Annotated in this window: 12 protein-coding genes, 1 tRNA gene and 1 pseudogene; 9 read left to right on the forward strand and 5 right to left on the reverse strand. The window is 59.1% G+C overall.

Going from position 1 to position 17,638, the window contains the following annotated elements; all coding sequences use genetic code 11:
• Positions 1-23: 23 nt before the first annotated feature.
• From BN1125_RS12655 to BN1125_RS12675, 5 genes are all read left to right on the forward strand, one after another.
• Positions 24-1,367 (forward strand): dihydroorotase, encoded by a 1,344-nt coding sequence (locus BN1125_RS12655; RefSeq protein WP_042012656.1) that lies wholly within the window; start codon positions 24-26, stop codon positions 1,365-1,367.
• Positions 1,368-1,480: 113 nt separating this feature from the next.
• Positions 1,481-1,557, forward strand: a tRNA-Pro gene (locus BN1125_RS12660).
• Positions 1,558-1,773: 216 nt separating this feature from the next.
• Positions 1,774-2,205 (forward strand): CC0125/CC1285 family lipoprotein, encoded by a 432-nt coding sequence (locus tag BN1125_RS12665; RefSeq protein WP_042012657.1) that lies wholly within the window; start codon positions 1,774-1,776, stop codon positions 2,203-2,205.
• Positions 2,206-2,409: 204 nt separating this feature from the next.
• Positions 2,410-3,669 (forward strand): dicarboxylate/amino acid:cation symporter, encoded by a 1,260-nt coding sequence (locus BN1125_RS12670; RefSeq protein WP_042012658.1) that lies wholly within the window; start codon positions 2,410-2,412, stop codon positions 3,667-3,669.
• A 104-nt stretch (positions 3,670-3,773) separates the two neighbouring features.
• Positions 3,774-5,393 (forward strand): methyl-accepting chemotaxis protein, encoded by a 1,620-nt coding sequence (locus tag BN1125_RS12675; RefSeq protein WP_042012660.1) that lies wholly within the window; start codon positions 3,774-3,776, stop codon positions 5,391-5,393.
• Positions 5,394-5,448: 55 nt separating this feature from the next.
• On the opposite strand, the pseudogene BN1125_RS12680 reads toward BN1125_RS12675, so the two are convergent.
• Positions 5,449-5,773: pseudogene (locus BN1125_RS12680) on the reverse strand (DUF924 family protein).
• 134 nt (positions 5,774-5,907) lie between these two features.
• On the opposite strand from BN1125_RS12680, the gene BN1125_RS12685 reads away from it, so the two are divergent.
• Positions 5,908-6,828, forward strand: a complete 921-nt coding sequence (locus BN1125_RS12685; RefSeq protein ID WP_042012662.1) for a DUF808 domain-containing protein — start codon at positions 5,908-5,910, stop codon at positions 6,826-6,828.
• Positions 6,829-7,097: 269 nt separating this feature from the next.
• Here BN1125_RS12685 and BN1125_RS12690 read toward each other — a convergent pair whose 3' ends face one another.
• Positions 7,098-8,504, reverse strand: coding sequence for a nucleobase:cation symporter-2 family protein (locus tag BN1125_RS12690; protein ID WP_042012663.1), 1,407 nt, complete (start codon positions 8,502-8,504; stop codon positions 7,098-7,100).
• Between the two features lie 504 nt (positions 8,505-9,008).
• On the opposite strand from BN1125_RS12690, the gene ycfP reads away from it, so the two are divergent.
• Positions 9,009-9,548: an alpha/beta hydrolase YcfP gene (gene ycfP, locus BN1125_RS12695; RefSeq protein WP_042012664.1), complete on the forward strand. Its 540-nt coding sequence runs from the start codon at positions 9,009-9,011 to the stop codon at positions 9,546-9,548.
• Positions 9,549-9,622: 74 nt separating this feature from the next.
• Positions 9,623-10,915 (forward strand): NAD(P)/FAD-dependent oxidoreductase, encoded by a 1,293-nt coding sequence (locus BN1125_RS12700; protein WP_042012665.1) that lies wholly within the window; start codon positions 9,623-9,625, stop codon positions 10,913-10,915.
• 84 nt (positions 10,916-10,999) lie between these two features.
• On the opposite strand, the gene BN1125_RS12705 is transcribed toward BN1125_RS12700, so the two are convergent.
• The 3 genes from BN1125_RS12705 to BN1125_RS12715 form a co-directional block, all read right to left on the reverse strand.
• Positions 11,000-11,641, reverse strand: a complete 642-nt coding sequence (locus tag BN1125_RS12705) for an energy-coupling factor ABC transporter permease (RefSeq protein WP_042012672.1) — start codon at positions 11,639-11,641, stop codon at positions 11,000-11,002.
• Between the two features lie 93 nt (positions 11,642-11,734).
• Positions 11,735-12,532 carry a pyruvate formate lyase 1-activating protein gene (gene pflA, locus BN1125_RS12710; protein WP_084202308.1) on the reverse strand — a complete coding sequence of 266 codons (798 nt, stop codon included), beginning with the start codon at positions 12,530-12,532 and terminating at the stop codon, positions 11,735-11,737.
• 65 nt (positions 12,533-12,597) lie between these two features.
• Positions 12,598-15,534, reverse strand: a complete 2,937-nt coding sequence (locus BN1125_RS12715; RefSeq protein WP_042012666.1) for a sensor domain-containing phosphodiesterase — start codon at positions 15,532-15,534, stop codon at positions 12,598-12,600.
• A gap of 135 nt (positions 15,535-15,669) precedes the next feature.
• Between BN1125_RS12715 and BN1125_RS12720 the strand changes: the two genes are divergently transcribed.
• The gene (locus BN1125_RS12720; RefSeq protein ID WP_042012667.1) at positions 15,670-17,358 is read left to right on the forward strand and encodes an FAD-dependent oxidoreductase; all 1,689 of its coding nucleotides are present in this window, start codon (positions 15,670-15,672) and stop codon (positions 17,356-17,358) included.
• The last annotated feature ends 280 nt before the right edge of the window (positions 17,359-17,638 follow it).

A 17,638-nucleotide genomic window follows, 5' to 3' on the forward strand; every position in this document is an offset into this window, starting at 1 on the left:
CGGCAAAGGAACTGGAACCCCCCATGAACAAACTGCTTATTAAAAATGCCACCCTGGTCAACGAAGGCCGCATCTATGCTTCCGACGTCTTGATCGAGGGGGAACGGATTGCCCGCATTGCACCCGATATCGAGGCGTCCGATGCGCTGGTCATCGATGCCGCAGGTCGCCATCTCATCCCCGGAATGATCGATGATCAGGTCCACTTCCGGGAGCCGGGATTGACCCACAAGGGGACCATCGCCAGCGAATCCCGCGCCGCCGTGGCCGGTGGCACCACCAGTTTTATGGAAATGCCCAACGTCAATCCCCAGACCACCACCCTCGACGCCCTCGAAGCCAAATACCAGATCGCCGCCAACTCCTCCGTTGCCAACTACAGCTTCTATCTCGGCGCCACTAACGACAACCTGGAAGAGATCAAGCGCCTCGACCCCAAGCAGTCCTGCGGGGTCAAGGTGTTTATGGGCTCTTCGACCGGCAACATGCTGGTGGACAATCAGGAGACCCTGGCGGCCATCTTCCGCGAGAGCCCGGTGATGATCGTGACCCACTGCGAAGACACCCCGACTATCGCCAAGGCGGAAGAGGCGGCGCGGGCCAAGTGGGGCGAGCATGTGCCGATGGGCGAGCACGGCCGCATTCGCAGTGACGAGGCGTGCTACAAATCCTCCAGCATGGCGGTGGCGCTGGCCAAGCAGTACGGTGCCAAGCTGCATGTGCTGCATCTGACCTCGGCCAAGGAGCTGTCGCTCTTTACCGCCAGCCACGACCTGAGCGAGCTGAAGGACAAGAACATCACCGCCGAGGTGTGCGTTCACCACCTCTTCTTCAATGAAGCCGATTACGAGACCCAGGGCAGCCTGATCAAGTGCAACCCAGCGGTGAAGAGTGCCGCCGACCAGCAGGCACTGCTGGATGCGGTGCGCAACGACGTGCTCGACATCATCGCCACCGACCACGCCCCCCACACCTGGGAAGAGAAGCAGAACAGCTACTTCAAGGCGCCGTCCGGCGTACCGTTGGTGCAGCACTCTTTGCAGGCGCTGCTGGAGCTCTACCACAACGGCGTGTTTACCCTGGAGACCATCGTCAAGAAGACCTCCCACGCGGTGGCCGAGCGCTTCCAGGTGGAAGATCGCGGTTATATCCGCGAGGGGTACTTCGCCGATCTGGTGCTGCTGGATCTGGGCAAGCCCTATGTGGTCAACGATGACAACATCCTCTACCACTGTGGCTGGTCGCCCTTCAACGGCTACCGCTTCCACAGTACGGTTGAGATGACCTTGGTAAATGGCCAGATCGCCTGGCAAAACGGGCAGGTGACTGACCAGATCCTGGGCAAGCGGCTGACCTTTAACCGCTGATTGTTCGTAAAGCAGGCGAACGCACCGTGGCCGGGAAATTGGCGGCGTTTCCTTGTTGACAGGGCAGGGTCATCTCCATAAACTCTGCCCCCGTCAGCCGAGCTGACTTAAGTCGGTGTGTAGCGCAGCCAGGTAGCGCATCTGCATGGGGTGTAGAGGGTCGGAGGTTCGAATCCTCTCACACCGACCAAATTCCCCGATAAAGGCCTTGTCAAACGACAAGGCCTTTTCTTTTGCCTGCGATTTGCCCTAGAGGCGTGAAGCCTGTGGTGATACACGCTGGCCGCTGCTGGCGCGAGCGGATTGTGCAGCCACCGCGCTTTATGATGTAGTAACTACTATGTTGCTCATTTGCCTGGCGAGGCCCCTCGTGTCTGCATCCGTATCTAAACCCTGTTGTCTGCTGATGCTCACCCTGCTGCTGGCAGGCTGCGCCACCCCTTACCAGAGTGAAAAGTCGTTCTGGAATGGCCAGACCGGTTTTTCCCAGACCCGGCTTGGCCCGGACAAGTGGCAGCTGGAGTTTGTCGGCAACGATCTGGTGGACAGGGAGACCGCCCGCAAATATGTGCTCAAGCGGGCAGGGGAGCTGGCATTGGCAGAGGGTTACTCCTGGCTCAAGGTCGATGAGCTGACCATTAACCGCGATGCCGTCAGGGTGACCCCATCACGGCCGATCTTCGGCTTTGACGAGGATGAACCGGATCTTTTTATGGCCCAGATGCAGGTGCAGCACACCATCTCGGCGCTGCTTACTTTTCGCCTGTTGTCACAAGCAATCGATGAGCGAACGCTGAATGTGAAATATCTCGCTGAAATCAAAATAAACAGCGATTAATATTGGTGATTTGCAAGATTCATATCATATGCACCTAATGGCAGGATAAAATTCTGGAGAAAGCCTCTGGATTTACCCCCTGCTTTTAGGCATTCTCCCAGCATACCAGCCGCCAGGAATCAACGGCTCGGATCACAAAAACGGACTGTAGTGGCTCCCACGCCACTGTTTACAGCTTGCACCAATCAAAACCGGGACTCCCCCATGAAAATGAATAAACTGACGGTCGCCATCCTCATCTCCATGATGTTTGGCATCCTCACCGGCCAGGGCTATCGCATGTTTGCCGCCGATCAGGCTGCGGATTTCGCCAATAACATCACGATCCTGACCGATATCTTCCTGCGACTGATCAAGATGATCATCGCTCCCCTGGTCTTCACCACCCTGGTGGTCGGTATCGCCAAGATGGGCGACACCCGCACCGTGGGGCGCATCGGTGCCAAGACCCTCGGCTGGTTTATGCTGGCCTCCCTGATGTCCCTGAGCCTGGGTCTGGTGATGGTGACCCTGATGCAGCCGGGTGTGGGGCTTTCGCTCTCCCTGCCCAATGATACCGCCAGCTCGGGCATTGCGGCCGGCGCCATTACCCTGAAAGATTTTGTCACCCACGCCATCCCCAAAAGCGTGGTAGAGGCGATGGCCACCAACGAGATCCTGCAGATCGTGGTCTTCTCCCTCTTCTTCGGTCTGGCTGCCGCTGCGCTCGGCGATCTGGCCAAGCCGGTGGTGGTGCTGATGGCCAGCGCTGCCGAGATCATGCTGAAAGTGACCGGTTACGTGATGAACTTTGCGCCGTTCGCGGTGTTTGGCGCCATCGCCGCCATGGTGGCCAAAGAGGGGCTGGGCATTCTGGTCACCTACGGCAGCTTTATGGCCCAGTTCTATATCGCGGTGGCCTGCCTCTGGCTGCTGCTGATCGCCATGGGCAGCGTCTTCCTGCGTGGTCGCGTCATCAAGCTGCTGGCGATGATCCGCGAGCCCATCCTGCTCGCCTTCTCGACTGCCAGTTCTGAAGCGGCCTATCCGAAGACCCTGGATCGTCTGGAGAAGTTCGGTTGTGACAAGCGCATCGCCAGCTTCGTGCTGCCGATGGGTTACTCCTTCAACCTCGATGGCTCCATGATGTACTGCACCTTCGCGGTGATGTTCATCGCCCAGGCGTATGGCATCGAGCTCTCCATGGCCCAGCAGATCACCATGCTGCTGCTGCTGATGGTCACCTCCAAAGGGATGGCCGGGGTACCGCGCGCCTCTCTGGTGGTGATTGCCGCCACCCTGAACCAGTTCCATATTCCGGAAGCGGGCATCCTGCTGCTGCTGGGGATAGACCACTTCCTCGACATGGGCCGCTCTGCTACCAACGTGCTGGGCAACGCCATCGCCGCCAGCGTGGTTGCCAAGACCGAAGACAGTCTGGACGAAACTGTCGCGCTGGGCGAGAGTGAACCAGCCAAGGCCTGATCACAACGCTATGAAAAATAAACAACAACGGCCCGCCAATGCGGGCCGTTGTTGTTTATGGCTCGTCTACACTGCGAGATAGTTTCCATCCGGAGTGTACGGTTATGAATATTGCTCGTCGACTTCAACTGATCGCCCTGTTGGTGATGCTGACGCTCATTTTTCTCAGTTGGTTCAGTATCAATCGCCTAGGGGCAGGTAACCGTGACTTGAGCTATGTGACGGGCAATACAGTGCCCAGTATTGCGCTTATCAAGGAGGTTCAGGCCGATTTCTATGAGCTGCACTCGCAGGTGCAGACCCATATCCTCAACACCGACAACAGCAAGATGCAGCAGATCGAAACGGACATTGCCGAGCATCGTAAACAGATCAATTCGCTGTTGGACAAATATAAAGCCGAAATGCTCTCCAATGACGAAGATCGGCGCCTGACTGACGATGATCAGCGCATTATTGCGCAATATTATCAGGAGATAGACAAGGTTATGCTGCTCTCTCACCAAAACAAAAACGACGAAGCGCGAGACATGCTGGCAGGAGAAGCCTCCAGAGTGTTCCAGCAATTTGCCAAGGCGATCGAGCTTCACGTCGCTTTCAATATGAATCTGGGAGTGGCGCTCAAGAAGGAGGGCCAAGAACACTACGACAGCAGCCTGCAAATCCTGTTGTTTATCGCCGGTGGTGCCACCGTGCTGACGCTGGGGCTGTTTGTCTGGTTGTTCAATCAGGTGGCCAGTCCGCTTCGCACCGCTATGGATACCCTGACCCGGATCCAGCGTGAGCTCAACTTTACCCTCAGAGCGGATGTCAGGCAGCAGGATGAGATTGGCCTGACCCTCAATGCAGTCAACCGTCTGCTCGATACGCTGCAACAGACATTCACCGAGTTTTCTGTCGGCAGTTTGCAGATCAAGAGCACCGCTGAATCCCTCTCCCAAGCGGCACAACACCTTGCCAGTTCGGCCAGTCAGGCCAATGATGCGACCAGTCTGATCGCCGCCGGTGTTGAAGAGATGACGGTCAGCATCACCGATATCGCCCACCGCACTCAGGAGACGAGCCGTATCACCAACGAGTCGGGTCAGCTGGCGACCGAAGGGGGCAGGACCATCGAGCGTACCGTCCATGCCATCAACGAGATTGCCGACTCCATCCGGCAGGCCTCGGCCGAGGTGATTGCACTGGGTGAGGGCATTTCCCGTATTGGCGGAGTGGTCAACGTGATCCGCGATGTCGCGGGGCAGACCAACTTGCTGGCATTGAATGCGGCTATTGAAGCAGCGAGAGCCGGGGAGTCCGGTCGTGGTTTTGCGGTGGTCGCGGATGAAGTGCGCAAACTGGCTGAGCGGACGGCTCAATCCACTCAGGAGATATCTGCGACGGTTGAGGCCATTCAGCAGGAGTCCAATAATACGGTCTCCCGTATGCATCTGGTGGAGGAGAAGGTGAGCCAGGGGGTCATCATGGCGACGGAGAGTGGCGCCATTATTTCCGAGATCCGGAGTTCATCGCACCGGGTGATGGAACAGGTGGGTGAGATTACCAATGCAATACGCGAGCAGAGTTCTGCCGCCGAGTCGATTGCTCATCAGGTGGAGCAGATAGCGCAGGTCGTGCAGCAGACCAGCAGCACTGCGCAAGAGACCTCGGCTGCAGCCGAAGAGCTTAATGTCACCACCGAGAGCATCCACCAGCAAATATCCCGCTACCGTATTCAGTAACACCAACAGTTTTGTTGCATCCGTTCTCCCCGCCAGCCATCTGGTGGGGATTTTTTTATATGGCTGTTGAGAAGCCTGAGCCAGGTTGTTGCAACAATGCCGCCTCTTCCGGTGTACTGGTGCACCCCGGTATGTCGTTGCGGTGGGGGAAGTGGCCAACGCGCTCGATGATCACCCGATGGCGGCGGGCAGAGTCGGCAAATCCGGCTAAGGTCGCTTGCGCCGGTGTGCCAACCTGCTCGACTGCAGCCTGTGCCAGCTCGCCGAAGCGGCTGGCCAGCAAGGTATCTGTTTCGCTGTTTTTTCCCCACCAGAGGGGGGGCTTGTCCTGTGGCTCGGATGGCCTCATCGGCTTCGTCGCCAAACCAGAGATCGAACAGAGGTTGTCAGGGGGGGCATGGGAACGCTTTGGGGTGCTTCAGAGGGAACCAAGTTCAAATGACTCAGAGGTGCTGCCGAAACGGCGGCTTCTCGTTACACTGTGCCATCTTTTGCCCGAAATGAGGAATTCCTGATGGCCGGAACCAGTCTGTTGGCTCTGCTCGATGATATCGCCAGCGTGCTCGATGACGTGGCGCTGATGACCAAGATGGCGGCGAAGAAGACCGCCGGGGTGTTGGGGGACGATCTCGCCCTCAATGCGGAGCAGGTCTCCGGGGTGCGCGCCGAGCGGGAGCTGCCGGTGGTATGGGCGGTGGCCAAGGGCTCATTTCGCAACAAGCTGATTCTGGTGCCCGCCGCCATCGCCATCAGTGCGCTGGTGCCCTGGCTTATCACGCCACTCTTGATGCTGGGGGGCGCCTACCTCTGCTTTGAGGGGGCCGAGAAGCTGGCCCACAAGTTCCTGCCCCATGAGGCGAGTGAGGGTGAGGTGCACACAGCCCCCATTCCCGATGATTTGGTCGCGTTTGAGCAGCAGAAGGTGAAGGGAGCGATCCGCACCGATTTTATTCTCTCCGCCGAGATCATCGTTATCGCCCTTGGCACGGTACAGGGAGCAAGCCTAGCCCTGCAGCTCGCGGTGGTGGCGGGGATCGCCCTGCTGATGACCATCGGGGTTTACGGGCTGGTGGGGTTGATCGTCAAGCTCGATGACATCGGTCTGCATCTGCTGCAAAAGCCCGATGGCAGCGCCCTGCGCCGCGTAGTGGGACAAGGGCTGCTGGTGACGGCGCCTCGTCTGATGCACCTGTTGGCACTGGTCGGCACCATCGCCATGTTTATGGTGGGCGGCGGCATTCTGGTGCATGGCTGGCCCTTTGCCCATCACCTCATTGAAGGCGCCGCCGCTGTTGTTGCTACCCTGCCCACTGTGGGGGCCGTACTGGCCGCAGTGACGCCGACCCTGCTCAACGCCGTGGCCGGAGTGGTGGCGGGCCTGCTACTGGTGGTCGTGATGACGCTGGTGAGCCGCCTTGCCCCGGCCAAGGGATAAGCGTGGTCGCCCGGTCTTTGTCTATACCGGGCTCTGTTCCATCTCCCTTCTTTTGCGGCTTTCGGTCCCTCGGCTGTGAGAACGGTGACCGAAGGCCTTTACGAGACGCTATGTACCAACAGCAGTAGAATAACGACCATATCTACCCGGGCCTCGATAGCCCCGAGCTGGAAGCGGACATGAACGCTGCGCGCGGTGCCTGCCTGACTGGGTCAGCTGTGATATGAACAACAGGCCCCCAGACAGTCTCGCTGTCCGGGGGCTGTTGGTTATGCCTGCTCTTGCTGCGGTTTGATCGGACCAACGAACAGAGGACGGGTCTGGTGAGTGAGATCCGGCTGATAGCCGTTGAAGAAGAGATTGAGCAGCACCGAGCTGATGGTGGCCAGCAGAATACCGCTATGAAAAAGCGGTTGTAGCTGCGCCGGAAGCTGCTGGAAAAAATCCCCGGAGACCGTCGGGATCATGCCAATCCCGAGGCTGATGGCGACGATATAGAGGTTGTGGCGGTTGCCGTTGTAATCGGTGCGGGCCAGGATGCGAATGCCGGTGGCCAGTACCATGCCGAACATCACGATGCCAGCGCCGCCGAGCACGAAGGGTGGAATAGAGGCGACCAGCACCGACATCTTGGGGATGAGGCCAAAGGCGAGCAGGATCCCCCCCGACATCACGCAGACCCAGCGACTCGATACCCCGGTCACGCTCACCAGACCGATATTCTGGGAGAACGAGGTGTGGGGGAAGCTGTTGAATATCCCACCGATAATGGTACCGATACCATCCACCCGCAGCCCGCGTACGATATCACCGCACCTGGCTGGATGGCCGACGATGTCGCCAAGGGCCAGAAACATCCCCATCGACTCGATAAAGGTGATGAGCATGATCACCGTCAGGGTGGCAATGGAGATGGGATCGAAGGTGGGCCAGCCGAAGGCGAAGGGCACAATGGGGGCAAACCAGGCCGCTTCGCCAAGGCCATCAAGGCTCACCTCCCCCATACCGATGGCCACCACGAAGCCAAACAGGATCCCGAGCAGCACCGAGATGTTGCTGAAAAACCCCTTGGTAAAGCGGGTGACCACCAGAATGAAGGCGAGCACCATAAAGCTGGTGCCGATGTAGCGCAGGCTGCCATATTCCGGATTGCCCTTGCCCCCCGCCATCCAGTCGATCCCCACCTGCATGATGCTGATCCCGATGGAGGTGATAACCACCCCGGTCACTACCGTGGGGAAGAGTGGCATCATGCGTCCTATCAGGGGCACTAGCAGGGTCGAGATGATACCGGCGGCGATGGTGGCACCGAAGATACCGGTCAGACCCAGATCCGGGTTGGCTCCGATGGCCAGCATCGGCATCACGGCGGCAAAGGTGACCGACATGATAACCGGCAGCCGGATCCCGGCAAAGCGGCCAATCCCGACACATTGCAGCAGGGTGACGATGCCACAGCAGAAGAGATCCGAACTGATGAGGTAGGAGATTTGCTCCTTGGGTAGTCCCAGACTGCCGCCAATCACCAGTGGCACCGCCACGGCGCCGGCATACATCACCAGCACATGTTGCAGGCCCAGGGTAAAGAGCTGGCCCATGGGGAGCATGCGCTCCACTTCATCCACCGGGCGCTTGCGCGAACCCGGTCGGGGGGAGGGGGGATTGGTCTCGTTCATGAACAGATCACTCCTTGAAGCCTGCGCAACGGCTACAGGCAAGATAGTGAAAGCTGAAGCTTTCCCGGTCATTGATCTCGTGTATTGACAGAGGTACCAGATCCCTCGGCAGTGGTGAGAGGGAGCCGGTGCCGCACGGGTCAGTGCACAAAACATGCACAACGCCGCTCATGAGCGAAAACGTTGGGCGCTAACGCCTTGTTTTGCGGGATGAGTCACATCCCGGCCAGATAAGTGTCCGGCTGTTGGCAGGGGAAGGAGGTGGGGGCATCTCAGATTGGTAAGGGGTTTATCATTATCGGTCTGGCGATCTCACTTTGATAGCCGAAAATCCGCCAGTCGTTCGCAACGCTTCTGCCTGCGTGTGATGGCCCTTGCGGGTCGCAGGGCGCAATCGGGGGCGGGGACGTGATCCAAAGCAAGAAAGTTGGATGTTTTGGTGGCGCGTGGGGTCGACGCTGGGGTAGTTTCGATAAAACCGACACAGATCCTGAGGTCTTATCCATGATCATCTATCTGCATGGCTTTGATGCCACCAGCCCAGGCAATCACGAAAAAGTGCTGCAGTTGCAGTTTATTGATGATGATGTGCGTTTCGTGCACTACAGCACGGTTCACCCCCGTCATGACATGAGCCACCTGCTCAAGGAAGTGAAAAAGCAGCTCGACATGAGTACCGATCCCAAACCGCTGATCTGCGGGGTGGGTCTGGGTGGCTATTGGAGCGAGCGGATCGGCTTTCTGTGCGGCATCCGCCAGGTGATCTTCAACCCCAACCTCCACCCGGAAGAGAGCATGCAGGGCAAGATCGACCGGCCGGAGGAATATGAGGATATAGGCACCAAGTGTGTAACTGAATTTCGTAATAAAAATTCAGGAAACTGCCTGTGCATCCTTTCCGTTCGGGATGAAGTGCGCGATAATCGCGACACTGAACGTGAATTGAAGAACTATTACGACATCGTGTGGGATGAGCGCGAGACCCATAAATTCAAAAATATCTCGCATCATCTGCAGCGGATGAAGGCCTTCAAAGAAGCCTGATCCATCACGTCGACCGATTTCGTTTTAGGGAGCCAATGGCTCCCTTTCGTTTTGAGGAACCGAGGAAAATCATCATGATGAGTATTGTCGTTGTAGGCGGCGGCGCCGGTGGTCTGGAGCTGGCCACCAGTCTGGGCCGCAAGCTGGGCAAAAAGAACAAGGCCAGGATCACCCTGGTGGATCGTAACCGCACTCACCTGTGGAAACCGCTGCTGCACGAAGTGGCCACCGGCTCCATGGATGCGGGTATCGACGCCCTGAGCTACCAGTCCCATGCCAGAAACCACGGTTTCGACTTTCAGCTCGGCACCCTGACTGACATCCAGCGCGACGACAAACGCATCGTGCTGGCGCCGATCCATGATGACAATGGTGACATCGTGGTTCACGAGCGTGCCGTGCCTTATGACATCCTGGTGATGGCCATCGGTTCTGTCTCCAACGACTTCAACACCAAGGGGATCAAGGATCACTGCATCTTCCTCGACAGTCCCTCCCAGGCGCACCGTTTCCACAACAGCATGATGAACCGCTTCCTGCAGTTCGCCACCGAATACCAGCCGGGCGACAAGGTGAAAATTGCCATCGTCGGTGCCGGTGCCACCGGAGTCGAACTCTCTGCCGAGCTCTACAACGCAGTCGAGCAGCTCTACGCGTACGGTTTCAAGAATCTCACGACGGATAGCCTGAAGGTGACTCTGGTGGAAGCGGGCCCCCGCATTCTGCCGGCCCTGCCGGAGCGCATCAGCGGAGCCGCTCATCAGGAGCTGGTCAAACTGGGTGTGGATGTGCGTACCGCCACCATGATCACCGAAGCGACCGCCGAAGGGCTGCACACCAAGGATGGCGAGCTGATTGAAGCGGATCTGATGGTGTGGGCGGCCGGTATCAAGGCGCCGGACTTCATGAAGGATATCGCCGGTCTGGAAAGCAACCGCATCAACCAGCTGGTGGTGAAAGAGACCCTGCAGTCCACCCGTGACGAGAACATCTTCGTCATCGGTGACTGCGCCGCCTGTCCGCAGCCGGATGGCAAGTTTGTGCCGCCGCGCGCCCAGTCTGCCCACCAGATGGCCAGCCAGGCGTTCAAGAACATTCTGGCCAAGATGAACGGCGGCGAGATGAAGCCCTACCTCTACCACGACCACGGTTCGCTGGTATCCCTCAGCCGCTTCTCCACCGTGGGCAGCCTGATGGGCAACCTGATGCGTGGCTCCATGATGGTAGAGGGCTACATCGCCCGTCTGGTCTACATCTCCCTCTACCGGATGCACCAGATCGCCCTTCACGGCTACGTCAAGACCGGCCTCATCATGCTGGTGGGTCGCATCAACCGGGTACTGCGTCCGACCCTGAAGCTGCACTAAGCCAGGATTTGGCACCATTCGGAATGCCAAAAGGAGAGGCCATGGCCTCTCCTTTTTTATGGGCGCAGATCAGGAAAAAGTAGGTTACTGGCCCAGATAGGTGCGATCGAAGAAGGTATTGACCCAGTGAGGACGGTAGATGGCCAGTACCGTCATCGCCATGCCGTTGAGCAGCGCTTCGGGGAACAGCAGCAGCGGCCAGATGGAGAGGTAATCTGCCGTGATGGTGTGCCAGGGGTAGCTGTCGCTCAGCCCCATCAGCAACGCACTGGCTGCCACCTTGACCGAGATGGTGATGGCGCCGCCGAGAAACGCGGCAACGAAGATATAGACAAAGAGGTGGCGAGGCAGCCAGGCCCAGCTGGCCAGAAACAGCAGCCAGCTGGTGGCTACCGGCAGGGCGATGCCAACCAGCGCTTGCCAGCCAAAATCGGCCAGATTGGTGACGCCGAAGTAACCGAGCACCAGCAGGGTCAGACAGGGGGCGAGCAGCGCCAGCCTCCAGCCCAGCAGCAGGGTGAGGGAGGTGAGCCCGAGAAAGTGTACCTCCAGTCCCTCATGCAGGCCGGCCCGCAACGTCCAGAGGGGGACCAGCGCGATGGCACTGCCCAGCAACAGATGTTGATAGAGGGGGGTGTCATGGAGGGTTTGCCACAGGGAGCGGCGCAGGCTGAAGGCCAGCAGTACCAGCCAGATCAGGAGGGCGGCGAGTTGTCCTTCACTCATCTTGTCGTCCATGCATGCAGTAGTGGCGAGTCCGAACGGCCTTCCCGACCGCCCCATAGCAGAGCAGGCTGACGAGTCAGCCTGCTTTTACCATCAATATTTGACGTTGTTGTGGTACTTGCCGAGGATGCCCTTGACCCGTTCCATGGTCTCCTTGCTGGGGGGCTTGATCCCGCTCAGTTCGTACGGATCGCCCAGCACATCCCACTTGTGTTTGCCGAGCTCATGGTAGGGGAGCAGCTCCACCTTCTCCACGCTCTCGCCCAGCTCGGCGATGAACTGGCCCAGCCCTTCGGCGCTCTCGTCGTCATCGCTCCAGGTCGGTACCACCACGTAGCGGATCCACATGGTCTTGCCTTTGGCCGCCAGATAGCGGGCAAACTCCAGGGTGTATCTGTTGCTGACGTGGGTCAGTGGAATGTGTTTCTCGTCATTGATCTGTTTGATGTCGAGCAGCACCAGATCGGTCTGTTCGAGCAGCTTGTCCACCTGTTCGTCGAGATGACGGACGAAGCCGTTGGTGTCGAGACAGGTGTGGATCCCTTTCTCTTTGCAGGCGGTAAAGAGTTCGGTAATGAAAGCCGGTTGCAGCATGGCTTCACCACCTGACGCTGTCACGCCACCGCCGGAGGCGTTCATGAAGTGGCGATAGCTGGTGATGTCACTCATCAACTCAGGTACGGTCACCTCGCGGCCACCCTCGGTATCCCAGGTATCACGGTTGTGGCAGTACTTGCAGCGCATCAGGCAGCCTTGCATGAATACGATAAAGCGTATCCCCGGACCATCGACAGTGCCGCAGGTTTCAACGGAATGGATCCGGCCAAGGGTGCCGTGACTCTCGGCAGATTCACTGATTTCAACGGCAGGGATCCGGTTTATGACTGACATAGACAACTCCAACGGTTCGAGCAGGCCGTTATTTTATTACATAAACCCCTATTGATCCTACACCTTTAGTCCGGCGCCCGGCTGCCAAGCAGCTGCTCGAGCGCCTTGACGGTGAGCGGCCGACTGGTGAGAAAACCTTGATAATGCTGGCATCCCAGTGCTTTGAGGATGGCCAGCTGTGCCTCTTCTTCCACCCCCTCGGCGGTGACGGTAAAGCGGAAGACCTGGGCCAGATCGAGAATCGCCTTGACGATGGCTCGGTCCTGTTCGCTGTGTACCAGGGTCTGAATGAAGCTTCTGTCGAGTTTCACTTCATCGGCGGGCAGATCCCGCAGATAAGCCAGCGACGAGTAGCCGGTGCCGAAGTCATCGATGGAGATGAGGATGCCCAGCTCCTTGAGCTGGCGTATTCTGGCGATGCTCTCGCGCCGATTCTCCAGCACTACCGATTCGGTCACCTCCAGCAGCAGGCGGGAGGGGGGCACGCCGGTATCGCGCAAGATGTACTCCACCTGTTGCACGAAGCCCTGGGTGTGGAACTGGCGGGCACTGACGTTGACCGACAGATGGGGGATCTGCAGGCCGCGGTTGAGCCAGAAGCTGTATTGGGCACAGGCAGTCTTCATCACCCAGTAGCCGATCTCGAGGATCAGGCTGGTCTCTTCGGCGATGGGAATAAACTCCCCGGGCGGCACCATGGTGCCGTCGCTGCGCTGCCAGCGCAGCAGCGCCTCGATCCCCGACAGCGAGCCATTGTCGACCCGGTATTGCGGTTGATAGTGCAGTTGCAGCTCGTGATGACGCAGGGCATCGCGCAGCTCATTGGTGAGGGTCAGCCGGTTCTTCTCTTGCTGGGCCATCGCCTCGGTAAAGAAGACGTAGTGGCCCTGGCCGGCCCGCTTGGCCATGTGGGCCGCGGTGTCGGCCCGTTGCATCAGGACCAGATGATCCGTCTCGTTGCTGGAAAAGAGGCTGATCCCCACCGAGGCGCTGCAGTGCAGCTTGTGATCGCCGATGTTGAACGGGGTGCGAAACAGCCCCATCAGCTCGCGGGCAAAGTGCTCGGCCAAAATTTTGGCGGTAACCTCCCCTTGTCCAAGCTGGGTAAAGAGCAGGGCAAACTCATCCCCTGAAATACGCGCCTGCACCAGATTGTCCTGGGGAAGATCCTGGAAGCGCAGCACCACAGCCTGCAGCAGTTGATCGCCACAGGCGTGGCCGAGGGAGTCGTTGATCGACTTGAAGTTATCGAGATCCAGCAGCAGCAGGGCTCCCCACTGACCACTGGGTTCGCTCAGGGTTTGCTGCAAAATCGTGTTGAGGCTGCGCCGATTACGCAGGCCGCAAAGCTCGTCATAGTAGGCAAGCTGCTCGATGTGCTTGGCCGCCTCTTTTTCCTGGGTAATGTCGTAGAAGCTGCAGATGAAGTGGCTGAGATCCCCCTGTTCATCCTTGATGCCACTGACCATCAGGCGCACCGGAAAGAGGTGGCCATCCTTGTGCAGACAGCGCTCTTCCCCGAGCCAGAATGCCTGCTCGTTGACGGTGCGGCTGACATCCTCCTTGAGACGATCCCCGTAGTAGGTGGGGCGCAGCTTGCGAATGGAGTGACCGATCACCTCTACCTCGCCAAAGCCGGTGATCCGGCAGAACGAGTGGTTTACCTTGAGGATGATGCCGCTGTGATCCATCACGATCAGTCCATCGTGGGTATTGAAGGCCACTTCGGCCAGCCGCAGGGCATCGTCGGTGGCGAGGCGTTTGAGTTCGATGGCCGCCCGCTGGTGCTGGCTGCTCAACAGATCCAGCAGCTGTTCGGGCTCCTCAAGGGGGGTATCGAGCAGCAGGGTGATCTGGCCAATGGGAGCACCGCTTTGACCATGGAGCGGAATGCCGATGTAGGCGCTGGCATTGAGGGCCAGCAGCCGGGTCGCCTTGGGATAGCGCACGGGCAGGTCTTCCACATAGATGGCCTGACCATGCTGGAACAGCTCCTGAGCGGGACCAGGGTCGAGCTGGATGGGCTTGAGGGTGGAGAAGACCGCCTCGTTGATGGCGCAGCGGGGGATGACCCAGAGCTCCTGACCACGGGGCTGGAACTCGCCGATCCAGCCCACCCGGGCGCCGCTGGCTGTCATTGCCCAGCTCAGCAGGGTCTTGCAGTAGTCGATGCCGGTCTGCTGGCTCAGCTCTGCCGGCAGAGTCAGCCCGGTGGAGCCCTCCTCGGGTTGTGGCTGCCAGTGGCCGAGCAGCTGGGCACTGCTGCGCACCAGTTGCAGCATCTCGTCGCTGAGCGGTGTGGGGTCGAGATACTCCAGACTCAATACGCCGAACAGCTTCTCTTGTTCCAGCAGGGCGCCGTCCAGGCGTGAACTGACACCTGCGCTGGCCAGATAGAGGTGATTGCTCAACATGGGCTGGTGGGCCGCTTCCGAGAAGCTTAAGGATTTGCGGGTACGCAGGGCGCGGATATAGCGACTGTCACCGCGAATGGGGTAGAGCGCATCGACCCCCAGAGTGAACACCGGGGTGAGCTGTTCACAGCCCAGTTCGCCGTTGACCTGATAGTGCCAGAGGATGAGCCGATCGGCCCCCATACTCTCTTTAAGGCTCTCGAGCAGGGGCGCATACTGTCGCTGGCTCGCCATCTGGCTGAGGCGTGGCAACTGCAATGCCAGATCGGCGATGGGCTCCTGGCGAAGGGCCTGCAGACAGATGAGCCAGAAGCCATCCTGCTCGTGGGCGAGGGCGATATGCCACAGCTGATTGGCAAAACGCACGGTGATCTTGCCACCATGGCCGTTGGCCAACAGTTGTTCGATGGGCCGTCGCAGAGCATCGGGGAGCTGGGCAGGCCAGGGGGCGCGCGGCTCGTCGAGCCAGTAGAGCGGGGTTTGCATCACGTCGGTCAGGGCGACCAGCCGTTGACTGCGCAGATCCAGACGGAAAAAGAGCGGCGTCTGGAGGGCTGGAGAAAGATGACTGAGAGCGGTAGACGACATGAACAAACAACATCCTGTTAAGCAACCGTCGGGGTAGCAAGAATACTGCAAAATAGTGCGAAACAAAATTTCATTGAGTTCTAAATTAGAAAGGTCTAATTTGGTGCCCGTTATCAAGTATAAGGAGTCTTGCAGATGAAACGGATCCTGATTATTGGTGGTGTCGCGGGAGGCGCATCGGCGGCCGCCCGCGCCCGCCGTTTGAGTGAAGAGGCAGAGATCGTGATGTTCGAGCGGGGCGAGTTTGTCAGCTTCGCCAACTGCGGTCTGCCCTATCACATCGGGGGCGATATCCCCGACCGGGATGCCTTGCTGCTGCAGACTCCCCAGAGTTTCAAGCGCCGTTTCAACGTCGATGTGCGGGTCTTCCACGATGTGATTGAGATCGACAAGGCGGGCAAGACCTTGCTGGTGCGCAACCTGCAAACCGGTGAAGAGCAGCGCGAGCATTACGATGTGCTGCTGCTGAGCCCGGGGGCGGCGCCGATCCGTCCTCCCTTCCCCGGCATCGACAGCCCCCATGTCTATACCCTGCGCAACATCCCGGACATGGATCGCATTTTGGCGGCCATGCACCATGATCAGCCGCGCCACGTCACCGTGGTAGGCGGCGGTTTTATCGGCCTGGAGATGATGGAGGCACTGCATCAGCGCAAGCTGGATGTTACCCTGCTGGAGCTGGCCGATCAGGTGATGGCGCCGGTGGACAAGGAGATGGCCAATATGCTCCATGCCCGCATCCGGGAAGAGGGGATCGACCTGCGTTTGCGCACCGGCCTCACCGCCATCGAGAGTCTGGATCTGCCTGCCGAGAAAACCTCCGCCGTGCCGACCGCCAACAGTGGTGGCCTGCGCCTGACCCTCACTGACGGTTCCCATCTTGATACCGGTCTTTTGATCCTCGCCATCGGCGTCAAACCGGAAACCCTGCTCGCCGCCAAGGCGGGGCTGGCGCTGGGGCCGCGCGGTGGCATCAAGGTGGATGCCGGGATGCGTACCTCGGATCCTTTTATCTACGCGGTGGGGGATGCGGTGGAGGAGGCCGATTTCGTCACCGGCGAGTCTGTGCTGATCCCGCTGGCGGGCCCGGCCAACCGGCAGGGGCGCATCGCCGCCGACAACATGTTGGGCCGCAGCGAAACCTACAAGAAGACCCAGGGCACCGCCATCTGCAAGCTGTTCGATCTGGCGGTGGCGAGTACGGGGCTGAACGAGAAGCGACTGGTGCAGCTGGGGCTGCCGTTCGAGAAGGTCTATGTCCACCCGGGCAGCCATGCCGGTTACTACCCCGGTGCGCATCCGGTCAGCCTCAAGCTGCTGTTTGCCCCGGATGGCAAGATTTACGGCGCCCAGGCCATCGGCAAGGATGGCATCGACAAGCGCATCGACGTGCTGGCAGTGGCCCAGCGTGCTGGTCTCACCGTGTTTGATCTGCAGGATCTGGAGCTCACCTATGCGCCGCCGTTCGGGTCGGCCAAGGATGTGATCAACATGGCGGGCTTTGTGGCGAGCAACCACCTGAAAGGGGATACCCTGCTCTGCCACGTGGCGGAGGTGCAGGCTCGCCATCCCCATCAGCTGGTGGTGGATGTGCGCAACGGCCCCGAGCTCGACAAGCTGGGCCGCATTCCGGGGGCGTTGCATATCCCCCTCGACGAGTTGCGTGGTCGCCTCCATGAGTTGCCCAAAGAAAAAGAGCTGCTTATCAGCTGTCAGGTGGGCTTGCGCGGCCATGTAGCCTGCCGCTTGCTGAGCCAGCACGGCTTTAAAGTGAAGAATCTCTCCGGCGGCTTTAAAACCTGGCAGATGGCCACCGCCGAGTAACCGTTTTATTTCTGTGCCTGTTTGCCCCTCTCCCTTGTGCGCGCAAGATGAGGGGCTTTTTATCTCTGCCGATCACCCTTCTTGCATCCCCCTGCTGATCAGTTGCCTGATGCTGGTGCTGCTGGAGTCCGCATTCGTCTTTTTGCCCCTGCCGGGAGACAGTTTGGTCCTGCTGGCTGGCGGCCGTCATGGCCATCCTGTTTCGCTGGTTCAAAGGCGGAGCAAAAAACGAAACCAGCCACGACTAGGTGACAACCCTTGCGTAAGCGCCGTTAAATCG

The organism is Aeromonas fluvialis, assembly GCF_000819885.1.
Taxonomy (GTDB): domain Bacteria; phylum Pseudomonadota; class Gammaproteobacteria; order Enterobacterales; family Aeromonadaceae; genus Aeromonas; species Aeromonas fluvialis.